Annotated in this window: 13 protein-coding genes; 2 read left to right on the top strand and 11 right to left on the bottom strand. The window is 71.5% G+C overall.

Features of this window, described 5'->3' with window-relative positions:
• The first annotated feature begins 890 nt into the window (after nucleotides 1–890).
• Nucleotides 891–1,964 (top strand): ferredoxin reductase, encoded by a 1,074-nt coding sequence (locus ACH01S_RS24175; protein WP_246236466.1) that lies wholly within the window; start codon nucleotides 891–893, stop codon nucleotides 1,962–1,964.
• A 16-nt stretch (nucleotides 1,965–1,980) separates the two neighbouring features.
• The gene (locus tag ACH01S_RS24170; RefSeq protein ID WP_067895621.1) at nucleotides 1,981–3,108 is read left to right on the top strand and encodes a fatty acid desaturase family protein; all 1,128 of its coding nucleotides are present in this window, start codon (nucleotides 1,981–1,983) and stop codon (nucleotides 3,106–3,108) included.
• On the opposite strand, the gene ACH01S_RS24165 is transcribed toward ACH01S_RS24170, so the two are convergent.
• The 11 genes from ACH01S_RS24165 to topA all read right to left on the bottom strand — a co-directional run bounded on the left by ACH01S_RS24165 (nucleotide 3,078) and on the right by topA (nucleotide 17,141).
• Nucleotides 3,078–3,944, bottom strand: coding sequence for a GNAT family N-acetyltransferase (locus ACH01S_RS24165; protein ID WP_067895618.1), 867 nt, complete (start codon nucleotides 3,942–3,944; stop codon nucleotides 3,078–3,080). The two genes, ACH01S_RS24170 and ACH01S_RS24165, sit on opposite strands and share 31 nt — an antisense overlap.
• Before the next feature lie 44 nt (nucleotides 3,945–3,988).
• Nucleotides 3,989–4,726, bottom strand: a complete 738-nt coding sequence (locus ACH01S_RS24160; protein WP_148344121.1) for a S1 family peptidase — start codon at nucleotides 4,724–4,726, stop codon at nucleotides 3,989–3,991.
• Between the two features lie 286 nt (nucleotides 4,727–5,012).
• A complete protein-coding gene (locus ACH01S_RS24155) occupies nucleotides 5,013–5,837 on the bottom strand; it encodes a PSP1 domain-containing protein (protein WP_067895703.1) in 825 nt (274 codons plus the stop codon).
• Nucleotides 5,838–6,031: 194 nt separating this feature from the next.
• Entirely contained in the window at nucleotides 6,032–7,036 is a 1,005-nt protein-coding gene (locus tag ACH01S_RS24150) for a TolB-like translocation protein (protein ID WP_067895700.1), read from the bottom strand.
• A gap of 116 nt (nucleotides 7,037–7,152) precedes the next feature.
• Complete coding sequence (locus ACH01S_RS24145) at nucleotides 7,153–7,998, bottom strand: fructosamine kinase family protein (RefSeq protein ID WP_067895613.1); 846 nt, start codon at nucleotides 7,996–7,998, stop codon at nucleotides 7,153–7,155.
• The gene (locus ACH01S_RS24140; RefSeq protein ID WP_067895610.1) at nucleotides 7,999–8,478 is read right to left on the bottom strand and encodes a low molecular weight protein-tyrosine-phosphatase; all 480 of its coding nucleotides are present in this window, start codon (nucleotides 8,476–8,478) and stop codon (nucleotides 7,999–8,001) included.
• A 57-nt stretch (nucleotides 8,479–8,535) separates the two neighbouring features.
• Entirely contained in the window at nucleotides 8,536–9,099 is a 564-nt protein-coding gene (locus ACH01S_RS24135) for a permease-like cell division protein FtsX (protein ID WP_148344122.1), read from the bottom strand.
• A 118-nt stretch (nucleotides 9,100–9,217) separates the two neighbouring features.
• On the bottom strand, nucleotides 9,218–10,825 hold the full coding sequence (locus ACH01S_RS24130) for a S8 family peptidase (protein WP_246236467.1): 1,608 nt from the start codon (nucleotides 10,823–10,825) through the stop codon (nucleotides 9,218–9,220).
• Between the two features lie 346 nt (nucleotides 10,826–11,171).
• On the bottom strand, nucleotides 11,172–12,311 hold the full coding sequence (locus ACH01S_RS24125) for a DNA polymerase III subunit delta' (RefSeq protein ID WP_067895602.1): 1,140 nt from the start codon (nucleotides 12,309–12,311) through the stop codon (nucleotides 11,172–11,174).
• A gap of 35 nt (nucleotides 12,312–12,346) precedes the next feature.
• Nucleotides 12,347–14,416: a dTMP kinase gene (tmk, locus tag ACH01S_RS24120; protein ID WP_067895598.1), complete on the bottom strand. Its 2,070-nt coding sequence runs from the start codon at nucleotides 14,414–14,416 to the stop codon at nucleotides 12,347–12,349.
• Nucleotides 14,417–14,444: 28 nt separating this feature from the next.
• The gene (gene topA / locus ACH01S_RS24115) at nucleotides 14,445–17,141 is read right to left on the bottom strand and encodes a type I DNA topoisomerase (protein WP_067895595.1); all 2,697 of its coding nucleotides are present in this window, start codon (nucleotides 17,139–17,141) and stop codon (nucleotides 14,445–14,447) included.
• Nucleotides 17,142–17,174: the final 33 nt, after the last annotated feature.

Raw genomic sequence — 17,174 nt, 5'->3', positions numbered from 1 at the left:
CCCTCGCCGCCGCCCCTCGTCCCTGCTTCTCGCCGCCGCCTCTCGTCGTCGGCTTTCGTCGGCGCTTCGATCCTCTGAATTGATAAGCATCCGGTCGTGGGTCCGACTGGGCGCTTCGCGCTCGCAAGGCCGCCGCTCGGGGCCGGGAATGAGCAAGCTTGGCGCCACGGGGTTGGAGACGACGGGGCAGGGGCGGGTCGGGGTGTCGCGCAGGTTCTGGAGGTGGGACGGTCCTCGACCGGTGGTCCTGAGGAGTTCGCTGCGCTGCGGAGCGCTCGGCGATCTGTTCAGCGGGCCGCGGCCCTAATCACGGGGGCTGGGCCCTGTCGTCCAGTCGGGGGCCTTGTTTACCGTTTGCCAGCGTCTGAGGGGGCGTGGGTGGTGGGTCTCGAGCACGTGCTGCTTGGTGGTCGTCTAGCCAGGTGCGCTTGTCACCGGTGGTCTGGCCGAGGGGGTTCCCGGTGGTCTGGCCGAGGGGGTTCCCGGTGGTCTGCCCGAGGGACCCGGTGATCTGCCCAAGGGGGACCCCTGTTGGTCTGCCTGAGGGGGTCCTCTGATGGTCTGCCCGAGGAGGCCCGGTGGCTCGTCGACGATGGTCAGATCAGGCCGATGACGTGATGTTCGTGGGATTGGTCATCGCGTCTGGCTGGTGATGGGGCGTCTGAGGGGGCGGGCTTGGTTCTTCGGGGGGCCGCATGGGTGGGGGCGTTTGGGTTGCGGGTTTGGTTGGGCGGAGGGGGGCGGTTCGTTGGGGGTGGTGGGGCGGTTAGGGGGAGGGGGCGGCTTGCGGTGTTGTGACGCCGGTCGCTTTTTGGCGTTCGGGGGTTGAGGGGGTTCCTACGCTTCCGTAAGTTACGCAAACGTAGGTTGGGCTCCATCCGGGAGGCATCGTGGGTGCGGCATCGCGGCGGGCGGGGCGGTTCGGTGGCGGGTCCCGGCGGGTCGCGGCGGTCGCGCGGCGGCTCACCACTCCGCTCCTGCCCGAGGACTATCTCGGCCTGGTCAATCCGCTGTGGTCGGCGGACGAGCTGCGCGGACGGGTCGATGCCGTCCGGCATGAGGCGCCCGGCGCGGCCACGCTGGTGATCAAGCCGGGTCGGGCCTGGCGGGGGCATCGTCCGGGGCAGTGGGTCAAGGTCGGCGTGGACGTCGACGGGGTGCGGCACTGGCGGACGTTCTCCCTGTCGTCCCCGCCGCGCCGGGACGGGCGCATCACGATCACGGTGAAGGCGGCGCCGGACGGAATGGTCTCCGCGCATCTCGTCCGGAACGTCCGACCGGGGGCGATTCTGCGGCTCGCGGCGGCGGATGGGGACTTCGTGCTGCCCGCGTCCGTCCCGCGAAGGCTGCTGTTCGTGACCGCGGGCAGCGGGATCACGCCGGTCATGGCCATCCTGCGGCACCTTCGCGGGACGAAGGACGCGGTGCTCATCCATTCCGACCGGACCGCGGGCGACGTCATCTTCGGGTCCGAGCTCCGCGCGATGGACGGGCTGCGCCTGCACGAGCGGCACACGAAGGCGGACGGGCGGATCAAGCCGTCCGACCTGGGGCAGATCTGCCCGGACTGGGCGGAACGGGAGGCATGGGCCTGCGGTCCCGGCGAGATGCTGGACGATCTCACCGCGCACTGGCGGGCCGCGGGGGCCGAGGAGAGGCTGCACGTCGAGCGGTTCCGGACCGTCCTGGACGGCGGGGAGGGCGGCGAGGGCGGGCGTGTCCGGTTCGCCCGGAGCGGCGTCGAGGTCGAGGCCGACGGCGAAACCCCGCTGTTGGTCGCCGGGGAGGAGGCCGGGGCGCTGCTGCCGAGCGGCTGCCGGATGGGCATCTGCTACTCCTGCGTCGGACGGCTGTGCTCGGGCAAGGTCCGCGACCTGCGCACCGGCGAGGTGCATGGCGGGGAGGGCGAGATCGTGCAGACGTGCGTCTCGGCCGCCGCCGGTCCTGTGGAAATCGAACTCTGAAGGAGGACGGACGGACATGACGACCACCACGGCCCATCTCACGGCCGCCGACTACGACGCCATCGCCCGCGAACTGGACGCCCTCCGCGACGAGATCACCGCCGACCTCGGCGAGCGCGACTCCGCCTACATCCACCGGGTGATCCGCTGGCAGCGCGGGCTGGAGGCGGGCGGCCGGGCGCTGCTGATGGCGTCGTCGGTGCCGCCCGCGTGGGTCGCTGGGACGACCGCGCTGACCGTCGCGAAGGTCCTGGAGAACATGGAGATCGGGCACAACGTCATGCACGGCCAGTGGGACTGGATGCGCGACCCGAAAATCCATTCCACGACCTGGGAGTGGGACAACGTGTCCCCCGCCGCGCAGTGGAAGCACACGCACAATTTCGTCCACCACACGTTCACCAACGTCCTCGGCAAGGACCGGGACGTCGGTTACGGGCTGCTGCGCATCGCGCCCGAGCAGGAATGGCGGCGCATCCACCTCGCGCAGCCGGTCTTGAATGTGCTGCTGGCGATGTTCTTCGAGTACGGCGTCGCCATGCACGACCTGGAGGTCGAGGAGATCCAGGACGGGACGCACGACCCCGAGGTGACGAGGGAGAAACTGCGCGCGATCGGACGCAAGATTCGCCGCCAATGGGGCAAGGACTACCTGGCGTTCCCGCTGCTGAGCGGCCCGCAGTTCTTCTCGACGCTGGCGGCGAACTTCACCGCGAACGTCGTCCGGAACGTGTGGGCGCACACGGTCATCTTCTGCGGCCATTTCCCCGGCGACATCGAGTTGTTCGAGGAGGAGCGGCTGGACGGCGAGACGAAGGGCGAATGGTACGTCCGGCAACTCCTCGGCTCCGGGAACATCACGGGCGGGAGCCTGTTCCATCTGATGACCGGCAATCTCAGCCACCAGATCGAGCACCATCTGTTCCCCGACATCCCGAGCAACCGCTACGCCGAGATCGCGCCGCGCGTCCGGGCGCTGTGCGAGAAGTACGGACTGCCGTACCACACCGGGTCGCTGTCGAAGCAGGTTGCGAGCACGTGGAAGAAGATCTTCCAGTACTCGGTGCCGCCACGGCCCGCCCGGCGGCACCGGCGCAAAGGTAAGGCGCGGCTTCAGCCGAGGGCCTGGGCGACCGGCAGGTAAAGGCGGGACGGGTCCCCGGAGATTGGCGCCCCGTATTCCATCACCGTTGTCGTGAATGCGGGACGCAGGCCGTGTGATTCGGCCCAGGCGACCAGTTCCGGGTGGCGGTGGTCGATGTCGAGCCGGGTGATCCCGTCCGGCGGGACGACCTCCTCGATGAGCGTGATCGCGGTTTCGGCGTCCTGGGCGATGACGGGGCCGATGACGGCCTGGTCGCCGTTCCTCCATATGCCGCCGAAGCCTTTGATCCCGGAGCCGTCCCGGACGACGCGGAACGATTCGCAGAACGCCGGAAGGCCATTGAGCATCTGCGAGCGGTCGGCGCCGAACACTTCCGCGTCCAAGGCATGGATGGCGGGCATGTCGGCGTCCTCGACCGGGACGGATACTCCGCGTCCGGCGAGGGTCCCGGCCTGGCCCGTATAGGTGGTGCAAAGGCCGACCGAGCGGAATCCGAGGCGTTCGTAGAGGGGACGTCCGTAGTCGGTGGCGGTCAGGCAGAGGCTCTTCGTCCCGGAGTTTTCCATGGCGTGGCGCATCATCCGACCGCCCAAGCCCTGCCGTTCGTGGCGTTCGGCGACCAGCACCATGCTTATGGCGGCGACGTCCTTGCCGTATGACGTGGACACGACCGTTCCGGCGAGTTCCCCGCCCACATCGTCCACGCCGTAGACGTCGCCCACGGAGAACAGGAACCGCCATTTGCGGTCCTCGGGGCCCCAACCGCGGCCGATGGCGAGCCGCTGGCAGGCGGCCAGGTCGTCGAGTCCCAGCAGCCGCACGGGCCGGTCCGGCGGGTTCGGCGGGGTCGGCGGGTTCGGCACCGGTGAATTCATGCCCGGGACGCTAGGTCACCCGCGTCCCGGCGCACAACTGGGATTCAGTACACCTCGGCGCCGAAGGCGCTCAGCACATCGGTGATCGGCTGGTAGTACGACGAGCCGCCCGAAGCGCAGCCGCCCTGGCCGCCGATTCCGATACCGAGGGCCATGTCGCCGTTGAAGTAGGGCGAGCCGGGATTGTCGCCGGGTTCGGCGCAGATGGACGTCATCGCCAATCCCGTGATCGTCCCTTCGGGGGTGTTCACTGTGATGTTGAGCGCCTTCACGGTGCCGCAGCGCCTGCCGGTAGTGGAACCGCTGGTGCAGACCGTCTGCCCGACGGTGGCGCGGCCCGACCGCGTGATGTCCTGGGACCCGGGGAAAAGGTGGACGCTGCCCGGCCTTTCCACTTGCGGGTCGACATAGCGGGCGAGCCCGACAAGGCCCTTCACGGCGGCGACCGTTCCGAGTTCGGTGGTGAGGCCCGGGTCGGCGTAAAGCTTCAGCCCTTGCTTCGCGCATCCGCCCGCGGTCAGGAAGTAATAGGCGCCGCTCTTTCGCACGTTGAAGGCCAGCGTGCAGCGGACGCCGCCGGGCGCGAAGACCGGGTCACCGCCCTCCGGACCGGACGGAGCGGACGCGGTACCGGCCACAGGCGCCGTACCGGACACGGGCGCGCCACCGGACGCGGGCGCGGTATCGGGGACAGGCGCGCCACCGGGCATGGGCGTGGTGCCGGGTGCGAGCGCGGTACCAGGCGTGCGCGCGGTGCCGGGTGCGGGCGCGGTACCGGACACGGGTGCGGTACCGGACACGGGTGCGGTGCCGGGTGCGGGCGTGGTGCCGGGTGCGGTGCTGGGCGTGGCGGACGCGCTCGGGGCGAGGGCGACGAGAACGGTGGCGACGCCGGCGGCGAGCGCGGCGATTCGGAATCTCACAGGGCCTCCTGCGGGGATCAGACGCCCAGGACACGGGTTTATCCGGAAGGGTGCGGAATTCCGGCGGCCCCGGCAAGGGGACGAAAGTGCCAAGATCGGCCGCGGCCGTATATCAAGATCACGCCGTGGGACGCGGAAAGCGCGGTCAGCCCTCGTCGGAGTTGTACATCGCGTCGTGCTGACGGCGCGGCGAGCAGACGGATGCGGACGGGCAGGAGCAGCGTCCGCCGCCGCTCAGCCGGACGGTCACCGTGTCCGCCGGGACGTTCCGTCCGATCACCTGGCCGGGGCCGTTCGGCGTCTCCACGCGGGAGCCGAGCGACGGCATCCTTTCGTGCGCCTTCACGTAAAGCGGGTGCTCGTATTTCAGGCAGCACATCAGCCGCCCGCACGCTCCCGCGATGCGCAGCGGATTGACGGGCAGATCCTGGTCTTTCGCCATTCGGACGGAGACCGGCTCGAAATCCTTGAGGAAGGTGGCGCAGCAGAGGTCGCGTCCGCACGGGCCGATGCCGCCCTGGAGGCGGGCCTCGTCGCGCGGGCCGACCTGGCGCAGCTCGACCCGGGCCTTGATCCCCCGGGCGAGGTCGCGGACGAGGGCGCGGAAGTCCACCCGGTGCGGCGCCGTGAAGTAGATCTTGAAGACGTTCTCGGTGTCCAGGAAGTCGACGCCGATGACCTTCATCGGCAGGTCGTGCTTGCGGATCAGCCGCTTGGCGATGGAGCGCCCCTCGGCGCGGCGGCGGCGGTTGACCTCGTCGCGGGCGAGATGCTCGTCGGTGGCGGGACCGGCGCATTCCGGCAGGTCACCGATGTCGTCGGAGACCCACTGCGGCGCCCACACGCATTCGGCGACCTCCGGCCCGGAGTCGGTGGGGACGAGCACCTTGTCGCCGACCTTCGGACTGTGCGGACCTGGGTCGAGGTAGTAGAGCCGGCCGTAACGGGTGAAGCTCACTGCCATCACCATGCCCACGGTTTCGCTCCGTTCGCCCGGTTCCGTGCGTCCCACTTTAGGACGTTCGCACGCGTCCCTAACCAGGACATCCGGACCGAACAAAGACGATCATCAGGCGGGCACCCGCCAGACGACATCCAAAAGGCGGCATCCTCCAGGCCGTGATCGGCCAGGGCATGGGTCTGGGGTGGTGGGGTTGGGGTGGGTTACCAGGCGGCGTCGGCTAGGTCTTTGCCGGGGATGGGGCGGGTGTCCTGGGTGTAGAGGTCGCCTGCCGATGCCAGTACGCCCTTTCCGGTGTGGGCGGGGTGCAGGGCGGTCAGGGCGCCGTTCACGCGCTGGCGCCACAGCACCCTGCCGGGCCTGCCGGTCAGGGTGAACGTCTGAAGGGTGAGTTGTGAGTCCCGGGCGATGCCCGCGATGAAGCCCCGTCCGTCCCGGCTGAGGACGGCCGTGGAGGCGCCCTTCGGGAGGGTCAGGGCGACCTTGCTGACCTTGAGGTCGCCTCCGGCGCCGCGCAGGTCGAGCGCCCGCACCTGATGTCCGGCCTCACTCGAAGCACCGACGGGGCTCCAGACGAACGAGAGCGTCGTCCCGGCCCAGGACAGGGCGCTGAGCCGTCCCGGCGCGCGGGTCGTCCACGCCTTGCGTGCGCCGGACGCGGCGGACACGACCGTCACGCTGCCGCGCTTCCCCTGGTAGGTGACGTAGGCGACGTGTTCGCCGTCCGGGCTGACGGCGAGGTCGGACCAAGCGGTGGACGCGCCCGCGACGGCGGCCTTCGGAAGCTCCTGGAGGTCTTTCGGACGTCCGTCCGCGTCGAGGTGGAGGCGGTGGAAGGCGACCTTGCCCGCCGCGTACGACGCGACGACGTACGAGCCGTCCTTCACGGCGGCGACGCGGTGGAAGCGGCGCCCCTGCGGCGCGGCGACGGGGAGCCCCACGTCGGCGCCGGTGCGGACGTCCCGGACGAGCAGCGCCGTCCCGGTCGCGGCGACCCCGACGACGAACCGCGGCTCGGTCTTGCGCGCCTCGGCGGCGGGCTTCGCCTCGTGCTCCTCCTTGGCGGCGCGCTGATGGCGGTGCACCACGTCGAGTCCGCCGGCGACGAAGAGCGCCAGCGCCGCAGCGGCCCCGAGCGGGAGGGCGCCCCGCAGCGAGCCGAGAGCGAGACGTGTCCCGGGGGATGGGTCATCGTGCTTGCCGTCCATGGGGTCGCCCCGCACCTGCCTCTCTGAGTTCGCCCGTCGTTTCTATCTCATCTACCTCGCGACAAACAGCCATCAATGCGGAGTTACCGCGTCGCAATGAAGGCGCGCCGCTCGCGTCAGCCGAGCGCCGCGCGGGCGGCCTCGGCCAGAGTGGCACCATACGACGTGCCGAACAGCACCACATGCACAAGCAGCGGATGCAGTTGGTGCAACGGGACGCGCGCGCGCCATCCGTCGGCGAGCGGGGCCGCCTCGTCGTAGGCGGCGAGGATCCGGTCGAGCCGCGGCGTGCCGAACAGCGCCATCATCGCGAGGTCGGTCTCACGGTGGCCGCCGTGCGCCGCCGGGTCGATCAGGAGGGCGCGCTCACCCGTCCACTGGACGTTCCCCGACCACAGGTCGCCGTGGATGCGGCTCGGCGGCTCGGGCGGACCGGCGAGCGTCCCGATGTCCTCGATGACCCGCTCGACCAGCCGGATCTCGCCGGACGACAGGTGCCGGGCGCCGTCCCGCAGGTACGGTTCGAGCCGCCGCTCGGCATACCAGGAGGGCCAGTCGCGACCGTCGGAGAGGGTGTTGTCGAGGGGCAGGTCGGCGATGAAGCCGTCCCACGGCGCGCCGTACTCGGCGGGACGGCGGCCGGTGTGCAGGGCGGCCAGCTCGCGTCCGAGCCGTTCCGCGGCGGACGGCGTCGGCGCCGCGGGCTCCAGCCACGGCAGCACGAGCATGTGCTCGTCGGCGGCGACCACGTCCGGGACGGGCGTGTCCGGCCCCGCCTCCCCCAGCCAGCGCAGCCCGGCCGCCTCCGCAGCGAACACTCCCGCCTGGTCGGACGCGGCCTTCACGAACACCTCGCGACCGTCGGCGAGGGACGCCCGGTGCAGCGTCCACGCGTGGTTGGAGCCGAGGCCGCGCACGTCCTCGACGTCGACGCCGAGGAGCCGCGCGAGCCGGGCGCGCACTCAGCCCTCCTTGAGCGCCGCGCGGATCTCCTCCAGGAGACCCGGCATCGCCGCCTCCACCTGCTCCAGGACGAGGTCGAAGCCCGCGTCGTCGCCGTAGTACGGGTCGGGGACGTCGAGGTCGGGGCCCGCGTCCGGGTCGAACTCGCGCAGCAGCCGGATCTTGCCGCGCGCCTCCTCGTCGGGCGCCATGGCGCGGAGGGCGGTGAGGTGCCCCTCGTCCAGGGCGACGATCAGGTCGTACCGGTCGAACCAGCCGGGCTCGAACTGCCGGGCGATGTGCGCCGACCGGTAGCCCGCCCGGCGCAGGGTCTCGACCGTCCGCTCGTCGGCGCCGTCGCCGACGTGCCAGGAGCCGGTGCCCGAGCTGTCGACCTCGGCGTCCAGGCCCTCCTCCGCCACGTGGTGGCGCAGGACCCACTCGGCCATCGGGGAACGGCAGATGTTGCCCGTGCAGACGAACGTGACTCGGTACGGCATGCCCCCCATCATGCCCGAGAGCCCCCACAACCGAGCCCACCGCTCAGGCCCGGGTGCTCAGGCCGGGCGGTCCAGGACGACGGCCTCTACGCCGGGGACGCCCGTCATCGCCGCCTTCACGGCCTTGGCACCCTCCTCGTCCTTCACCTGAACCTGGAAGGAGTCCGGGATGTCCGCGGGGCGGACGCTGGCGATCAGGTCCTTGTCGTCGGCGAACTTCCGCTTGAAGATCGCCCACGCCTGCTCCTGCGACACGTACGCGACCGACCTGACCTTCGGCAGGCCCGTCAGCCGCTTCCTGATCTCGTCCTTCTGAAGGTCGGTCGCCGCCCCCTGCCCGCATTTCGCGGGATCGGACGCTTTCACGCACAGGAACACGTTCACCTTGCGTCCGGCGTCGTCCTTCGCCTCGTCCTTATGCATCGTCCGGTCGAACACCAGATAGGTGCCCGCCGCCATTCCCGCGACGACCACGACGAACACCGCGATCAACGCGGCCAGCACCAGCGGCCGCGGCGATCCACCCGGCCGTCCTGCGGGCGGTCCCGCGGGCGGTCCCGCGGGCGGTCCCGCGGGTGGTTCCGCCGTGTCGCGTCCAGCGTCCTCGCGGGGCTCGGTCACCGGGGCTCCCTCCGATCCGCGAAATTCCGGGGCGTCGCCATGGTCGCACGGAACGTGGTGACCCCTCCCGAAAAAGACGGCCCCCGGCCTGAGCCGGGGGCCGTCGACGAAGGGACGGTCAGCGTCGGACGGCGTTCAGCGCGTCCACGATGCCGTTGCCGAAGAACCCGTTCTGCCCCTTCGAGCCTTCACAGGTCTGGGTCGACGTGTGCTTGACCCACTTGCCGTCCTGCTGGGTGTACCAGACGTACTCGAACGCTCGCGGGTCCGGGCAGGGCTTGGCGGTCGCGGTGCCGCGCAGGACGCCCTCGACGACGCGCGGGTCGAGCGTGAGGCCGCCGTCGCGGCGGTCCCGGTGCCCGTACCGGCTGACGATGAGGGCCGCGACGCCGACCGCGTGCGGCGACGCCATCGACGTCCCCTGCAGCGACTGGTAGTAGGCGCACTTGTCGCCCTTGCAGCTGCGGATGATGTTCGGCGTCTTCGGCGTCCCGTCGGCGTTCAGCTCGCCGCGGGCCTTCGCCAGCCGCTCGGGGTAGGCCGCCCAGATCCCGGCGCGGTCGTCCGGACGCTGGTCGGTCGTGTCGACCTTGTCGCCGCCGGGCGCGGCCACCGCCACGTACCCGTTGCCGAAGCTGCTGTAGTACGACTTGCGGGTGCTCGGGCCCGTCGCCGAGATCGGGATGACGTGCTCGCCCTCGGTCGGCATCGACACGCAACTCGCCGGGACGGTCCGCTCGTACGGCTTCTCACCCGGCTCGGACGCGAAGTCGGGGCTCGTGGTGTCCACGTTGGTCTTCGTGTAGTCGACCTGCTCGTTGCCCGCGGCGGAGATCAGCGTGACGTTCCGCTCGTGCGCGAAGTCCAGCGCGCGCTGGACGGCCGTGATGATGGTGCGCTGTTCGAGCTGGTCCTCGGGCTTGTCCGCCGGGTTGTCTGCGCAGTTGTAGAGCCAGGGGTCCACGTAGTACGACATGTTGACCACGTCGATGCCGTTCTTCGCCGCGTACGTCAGGCCGTCGACGGTCGGCTGCAGGAAGAAGTAGCCGGAGTCCTGGCCGACGCGGATGTTGACGATCGAGACGTTCGGCGCGACGCCCGCCATGCCGAGCCCGTTGCGCGGCGAGGCGATCGTGGACGCGACGTGCGTGCCGTGGTCGTTGTCGTCCCAGTCGTTGGGGTCGACGCAGGACTTGAACTCGCACGGCCCGTCGACCTCGGCGCCGTTCGCGTCGGTCGGGATATCGGTCGTGAAATTGCGGCTGAGTTTGCGATTGAAGTTCGGCGCGATATCGGGGTGGTCGCCGTCCACGCCGGTGTCGAGGACGCCGACGAGCACACGCTTGTCGCCGGGCTCCTTCTTGTACGAACCGTCCGCCGTCGCGTGGATCTGCTTCATGTCCCACTGCAGGTCGGCGAGTGGTTCCTTGTTCTTGGACGGCTTCCCGGCCAGGGCCGTCCCGGTCTTGGCGCCGACCGTCCGCTCGACGTTCGCGGCCTTCTTCTTCGGCGTCTTCGGGGCCTCGCCGATGACGCGGTTGCGCGCGGCACCGTCCAACGCCCGCTCACGCATCACCGCGTGGATGAACTCGGGGTTGCCGGAGCGGACGGTCGCGACGCCCACGTCGGTGTTCTCGCGGACGATCGAGCCCCCGGCCGACCGCACCGCGCGGTGCGCCGAGTCCGGGGAGACGCCCTCCTTGTACAGGACGACGTACTCCGACACCTCACCCTTCGCCTGCGTTGGGTTCGGAGCCGCTGACGCTGGGAAGGCGAGCGCCGTCACCGTCGTGACCGCGCACGCCGCGGAAATCAAGGCTCGCCGCAAAGCAGACCTCCTGGCCGTGGGGGAGCAGACCCGGAAAATCGGGGTCCAAGCGAGGCGAAGGTACGCGAGTTCCCATTGAGAGATGCGAACGGTTATGTAACGAAAAGGGAGATCTCGTGTAAGAGATGATTTCGGACGTCCGCCCGACCCCCGAAAACCCGCCCAACCCCGAAAGCCGCCCGGCCGGGCCTCAGCCGGGCCTCGGCCGGGAATCGGCCGGGAATCGGCCGGAATCAGCCGGGCTTCAGCCGGTGCGGAGGGCGAGGGTGAGGGCTTCGACCGCCAGCAGCGGGTTGACGTTCGCCTCCAGCCGCTCCCGGCACGCCATGATCGCGTCGAGGCGGCGCAGCGTGTCCTCGGGACGCCCGTTCCGCGCCGCCGTCCGCAGCTCGGGCCCCAGGTCGGCGTTCACGAGCTCGCTGCCCGCGCCGAGCTGCAGCGTCAGGACGTCCCGGTAATAGGACGCGAGGTCGAGCAGCGTCCGGTCGAGCGCGTCGCGCTTCACCCGCGTCGCCCGCGACTTCTGCCGGTCGGCGAGCTCCTTCAGGGCGCCCGCCGTCCCGCGCGGCATGCGGCCCTTCTCGCTCTCGCCGAGGGCCTTGCGCAGCGCCGTCGTCTCGGCGTCGTCCAGCTCCGTGGTCTGCGCCGCCGCCTCCGCCTCGGCCGCCTTCACGATCGCCTCCGCCGCCGCGACCGCCGGGCCCACCGACGTCAACCGGCGCGGCACCGCCATGACGGCCTCGTACCTGCCGCGCGCCGCCGGGTCGGTCGCGAGGCGGCGCGCCTGCCCGACGTCGCCCTGCGCCATCCGCGCCGCCGACTCCGCCGCCCCCGGGTCGACGCCCACCCGCTGGACGAGCATGTCCGCGACGGCCCGGACCGGCGGCGTCCGCAGCGTCACCACCCGGCAGCGCGACTTGATCGTCACGAGCAGGTCGTCCGGGGACGGGGTGCACAGCAGCCACAGCGTCCGCGGCGGGGGCTCCTCGATCGCCTTCAGCAGGACGTTCGCGGCCGGTTCCGTCGCGCGGTGGGCGTCCTCGAACAGGGCGATCTGCCAGCGTCCGCCGCTCGGCGCCGTCGACGCGCGCAGCACCAGCTTCCGCGCCTCCGCCGCGCCGTAGGACAGCCCGGCCGGACGGATCACCTCGACGTCCGCGTGCGTCCCCTGGAGGACCTGGTGGCAGGACGGGCAGTGCCCGCAGCCGCGCGGCGTCTCCTCGCACTGGAGCGCCGCCGCGAACGCGCGCGCGGCGGTGGAGCGCCCCACGCCGGGCGGGCCGGTGAACAGCCAGGCGTGCGCGAGGCCGCCCTCCCCCGCCGCGGCCGCCGACAGCTGCGCGATGACCGGCTCCTGGCCGACGAGGTCGTCCCACACGCTCATGGTTCAAAGGCTAGCCGGGCGCGGCCCCGGCCCGTTCAGTAGTCGGTGATGACCGGGAAGCTGCCGGTGACGTCCTCGGCGCCCGCGGGCACCGGGTCGGGGAGGATCTCCCGGATGCGGTACTGGATCTCGCGGCTCAGCTCGTTCTGCGGACGGCTCGCGTCCAGGATCAGGTAGCGCTCGGGGTCGGCCTCGGCGAGCGCGCGGAACCCGGCGCGGACGCGCTCGTGGAAGTCGTGCGACTCGGACTCGATCCGGTCGGCGGGCGCGGACAGCCGCCCGAGCCCGGCCTGCGGCGGGATCTCCAGCAGGACGGTCAGGTCCGGGACGAGCCCGCCCGTCGCCCACGCGTTCACGCGGGCGATGTCCTCGACCCGCTGCTGCCGTCCGAAGCCCTGGTAGGCGAGGGACGAGTCGACGTACCGGTCGCTCACCACGATCGCGCCGCGGTCGATCGCGGGCCGGATCACGTTCGCGACGTGGTCGGCGCGGTCGGCCGCGTAGAGCAGGCTCTCGGCGCGGTCGGACAGCCCGGTCGTGTCGCGGTCGAGCAGCATCGCGCGCAGCCGCATCCCGATCTTGGTGGCGCCGGGCTCGTGCGTCGTGACGACGTCGTAGCCGTGGTCGCGCAGCCAGATCGCCGCGAGCCGCGCCTGCGTGGTCTTGCCCGCGCCCTCGCCGCCCTCGAACGCGATGAACACGCCGCGCTCGCGCCGGGCGGGCCGCTCCGCCGCCGGGGCCTGCTCCGGCGGCGTGTAGATCTCGCCGCGCAGCGCGGCGCGCAGGTCGGGGACGAGCGGGATGCCGCGCCGGTCGTCCAGCCGCCGGAACCCGACGAGCCCGGCCAGCAGGGCGAGCACGGCCGCGATCAGCATCGCGGCGCCCGTCCCGTCGAAGTCGTACACCGAGTCGCCGACGTCGAGCCGGTGCGACCCGACCGCGCCCGCGACCAGCGACACGGCCGCGAACGCGACCGTCGCGGTCACCACGGCGACCGACCGCAGGTAACCGGCCGGGCGGGTGTCCTCGGGCGCGTCGGGGTCGGTGAGCGCGATGGTCCCGGTCGCCCACGCGGCCCCCGCGAACACGCCGAGGAACCCGGTGGTGAACACGGCGACGACGAGGTTCTGCACGAGCGCGATCACGACCAGCGCGAGCGCGGCGGCGATCACCGCGAGGCCGAGCAGCCTCCGGCGGCTGAACGGGACGAGGACGCGCGGCCCGAGGAACAGCCCGAACCCGAGCCCGATCGCGAGCCCGGCGAGGACGCTCCCGTACCCGGCGTCGCCGCCGCCCAGCTCGCCGGTGTGCACGCGGGCGACCGCGACGACCGCGCCCGCGGTGAGGGACGCGGCGGCCACCGCGACCCCGACGCCGCGCGCGGCCGCCGTCCCCGGGCCCTGGAAGATCGCCTTCACCGGCGCGGCGACGCGGACCTGCTCGGACGCCGGGATCTCGCGGACCAGCGCGACGGCGGCGGCCGACGCGAGGAACACGGCGGCGGTGACGTAGAGGGCGAGGTCGGCGCGCGAGCCGCGGCCCAGCGTCCCGTTGGCGATCAGCGCGAGGACGGCGAACAGCAGCGCCGCGACCGGGGCCGGGCCGACCAGGACGCGGTTCGCGGTGCGGTGCGCGCCGGGGCGCAGCTCGTCGTCCGGGACGAGGGCGGGCAGGGACGCGCGGGCGGCGGGCGTCCAGAGCAGGCCCGCGCAGGCGACCAGGAACGCGGCGGCGAACGTCCACGGCAGCGTCCCCACCAGCGGAACGGTCAGCACGACCACGAACCGCAGCACGTCCGCGACGATCAGCATCAGCCGCCGGTCGACGCGGGCGGCGAGCGCGCCGCCGACCGGGGCGAGCAGGACCGCGGGCAGCACCAGCAGCACGAGCACGCCGCCGACCGCCCGGACCTGGACGGCCGCCGCGTCGTCGCGGGTCAGCAGCGCCGCCGTCGCGGTCAGCGCCGGGACGGCGAGCCACAGCCCGAGCCCGGACAGCGCGAGCGCCGACCGGAGCCGCCGGAACGGCCCGATCGAGGAAAGCGGGGAAACTCCCGGCGGCGGCGACGCTGCGGGGTGCGGCCGGGATGCGCCCGTTCTGGTCATGTCGGTCAGGGTATCGGCGTGGATGTCCCTAGGAGCCGGACTTTGCGGAGGTTCGACGGCGCGTTGCCGGCTTCTTCTTCCCGCCGCCCGCGGCCACCTTCTCACGCCGTTCCGCCAGCAGTTCGGCGGCGCGCTGGATGGTGATCGACTCGACCTCGTCGCCCTTGCGCAGGGACGCGTTCGTCTCCCCGTCCGTGACGTAGGGGCCGAACCGTCCCTCCTTCACCACCACCGGCTTCTCGCTGGACGGGTCGTTGCCCAGCTCGCGCAGCGGCGCCGCCGCGGCGGCCCGGCGGCCGCGCTGCTTCGGCTGCGCGAACAGCTCCTTCGCCTGCTCCAGCGTGACCGTGAACAGGTCTTCCTCGGACGAGAGCGAACGGCTGTCGGTGCCCCGCTTGATGTAGGGGCCGAAGCGTCCGTTCTGGGCGGTGACCTTCTCCCCGTCCAGCTCGCCGAGCGTGCGCGGCAGCGACAGCAGCTTCAGCGCGTCGTCCAGCGTGATCGTGTCGAGCGACATCGACTTGAACAGCGAACCGGTGCGCGGCTTCGGCGCGTCGGCCTTCTTCGTGCGCCGCTTCTTCTCGCCCTCCGCCGGAGGCGCCTGCTCGGGCAGGACCTCGGTGACGTACGGGCCGAACCGCCCGGACTTCGCGACGATCAGGTGCCCGGTCTCCGGGTCGGTGCCGAGCTCCCGGTCGCCGGACGGCTGCGCCATCAGCTCCTCGGCCTTCTCGGCCGTCAGCTCGTCGGGCGCGATGTCGTCCGGGATGTTGACGCGCTCGCCGTCGCGGTCGAGGTAGGACCCGTACCGGCCGACCCGGACCACGATGTCGGAGCCCTTGATCGGGAACGAGCTGACGCCCTTGGCGTCGATGTCGCCGATGTCGCCGACCAGCTCCTTCAGCCCCTCTTCGCCGTTGTCGCCGAAGTAGAACCGGGTCAGCCAGCGGACGCGCTCGGCCTCGCCCCGGGCGATCTCGTCGAGACCGTCCTCCATGTGGGCGGTGAAGTCGTAGTCGACCAGGTTGCCGAAGTGCTGCTCCAGCAGGTTCACCACGGCGAACGCCAGGAACGACGGGACGAGCGCGGTGCCCTTCTTGAACACGTACTCGCGGGCGATGATCGTCCCGATGATCGAGGCGTAGGTGGACGGCCGCCCGATCTCCCGCTCCTCCAGCTCCTTGACCAGGCTGGCCTCGGTGTAGCGGGCGGGCGGGCGGGTCGAGTGGCCCTCGGCGTCCACGGCGTTCGCGGTCAGCGGGTCGCCCTCGGCCAGGTTCGGCAGGCGGCGCTCCTGGTCGTCCCGGTCGGTGGACGGGTCGTCCGCGCTCTCGACGTAGGCCTTCAGGAACCCGTAGAAGGTGATCGTCTTTCCGGTCGCGCCGAACTCGGCGCGCTCGTTCTGGGTGGAGTTCCCGACGACGCGGATCGACACCGACTGGCCCAGCGCGTCCTTCATCTGGGACGCGATCGTCCGCTTCCAGATCAGCTCGTACAGCCGGAACTGGTCGCCGGACAGGCCCGTCTCCCCCGGCGTGCGGAACGTGTCGCCCGCCGGACGGATCGCCTCGTGCGCCTCCTGCGCGTTCTTCACCTTCGACGCGTACACGCGCGGCTTGTCCGGGACGTACTCGCCGCCGAACAGCGCCGCCGCCTGCCGCCGCGCCGCCGTGATCGCCGTCTCCGACAGCGTGATCGAGTCGGTTCGCATGTAGGTGATGAAGCCGTTCTCATACAGCTTCTGCGCCACCGACATCGTGTACTTCGCGGAGAAGTTCAGCTTGCGCGACGCCTCCTGCTGGAGGGTCGTCGTCCGGAACGGGGGGTAGGGGCGGCGCGTGTACGGCTTGCGCTCGACCGTCGTGACCTCGTACGGACGGTCGCGTAGCCGCTCGGCCAGCGCGCGCGCGGCGGGCTCGTCCAGGTGGAGGGCGTCACGGGTCTTGAGCGTCCCGTCGGAGGCGAAGTCGCGCCCCTGCGCGACGCGCTTGCCGTCGACCGAGACCAGCCCGGCCTTGAAGACCTTGGGCTCCTCGTCCTTGCCGGTGTCGAACTGGGCCGCGATGTCCCAGTAGTGGGCCGGGACGAACGCGATCCGCTCCCGCTCCCGCTCGACCACCAGCCGCGTCGCCACCGACTGCACCCGGCCCGCCGACAGCTTCGGCATGACCTTCTTCCACAGGACGGGGCTGACCTCGTACCCGTAGAGGCGGTCCAGGACGCGGCGCGTCTCCTGCGCGTCGACAAGCGGCATGTTCAGCTCGCGCGGGTTCGCGGCGGCGCGCTGGATCGCGTCCTTGGTGATCTCGTTGAAGACCATCCGGTGCACCGGGACCTTCGGCTTCAGCACCTCCTGGAGGTGCCAGGCGATCGCCTCGCCCTCCCGGTCCTCGTCCGTCGCGAGGTAGAGCTCGTCGGCCTCGGCGAGCAGCTTCTTGAGCTTCTGGACCTGCTGGCGCTTGTCGGAGTTGACGACGTACAGCGGTTCGAACTCCCGCTCCACGTTCACGCCCAGCTTCGCCCACGGCTCGCCCTTGTACTTGGCCGGCACCTCCGAGGCGCTCCCCGGGAGGTCCCGGATATGGCCGATACTGGACTCCACGATGTAGCCACGGCCCAGGTACCCCGCGATCGTCTTCGCCTTCGCGGGCGACTCGACGATCACCAGACGGGTACCGGCGCCGTTGCCCCGGCCACGATCCGCGGTGCCGTTCTTGGCTGGCACAGTCGCTCCAACCTCGCTGTCTCGGTCCTTTTG

Origin of the sequence: Actinomadura chibensis NBRC 106107 (genome assembly GCF_001552135.1) — a bacterium.
In the GTDB taxonomy this organism is placed as follows: Bacteria; Actinomycetota; Actinomycetes; order Streptosporangiales; family Streptosporangiaceae; genus Spirillospora; species Spirillospora chibensis.
The sequence above is the reverse complement of the archived record's forward strand: the minus strand, read 5'-3'. Positions and strand labels throughout refer to the sequence as shown.

Excerpts from the sequence above, each read along its gene's own strand:
- ACH01S_RS24170 (WP_067895621.1), top strand. The coding sequence starts at position 1,981 with ATGACGACCACCACGGCCCATCTCACGGCCGCCGACTACGACGCCATC.
- ACH01S_RS24165 (WP_067895618.1), bottom strand. The coding sequence starts at position 3,944 with ATGAATTCACCGGTGCCGAACCCGCCGACCCCGCCGAACCCGCCGGAC.
- ACH01S_RS24155 (WP_067895703.1), bottom strand. The coding sequence starts at position 5,837 with ATGGTGATGGCAGTGAGCTTCACCCGTTACGGCCGGCTCTACTACCTC.
- ACH01S_RS24150 (WP_067895700.1), bottom strand. The coding sequence starts at position 7,036 with ATGGACGGCAAGCACGATGACCCATCCCCCGGGACACGTCTCGCTCTC.
- ACH01S_RS24140 (WP_067895610.1), bottom strand. The coding sequence starts at position 8,478 with ATGCCGTACCGAGTCACGTTCGTCTGCACGGGCAACATCTGCCGTTCC.
- ACH01S_RS24125 (WP_067895602.1), bottom strand. The coding sequence starts at position 12,311 with ATGAGCGTGTGGGACGACCTCGTCGGCCAGGAGCCGGTCATCGCGCAG.
- tmk (WP_067895598.1), bottom strand. The coding sequence starts at position 14,416 with ATGACCAGAACGGGCGCATCCCGGCCGCACCCCGCAGCGTCGCCGCCG.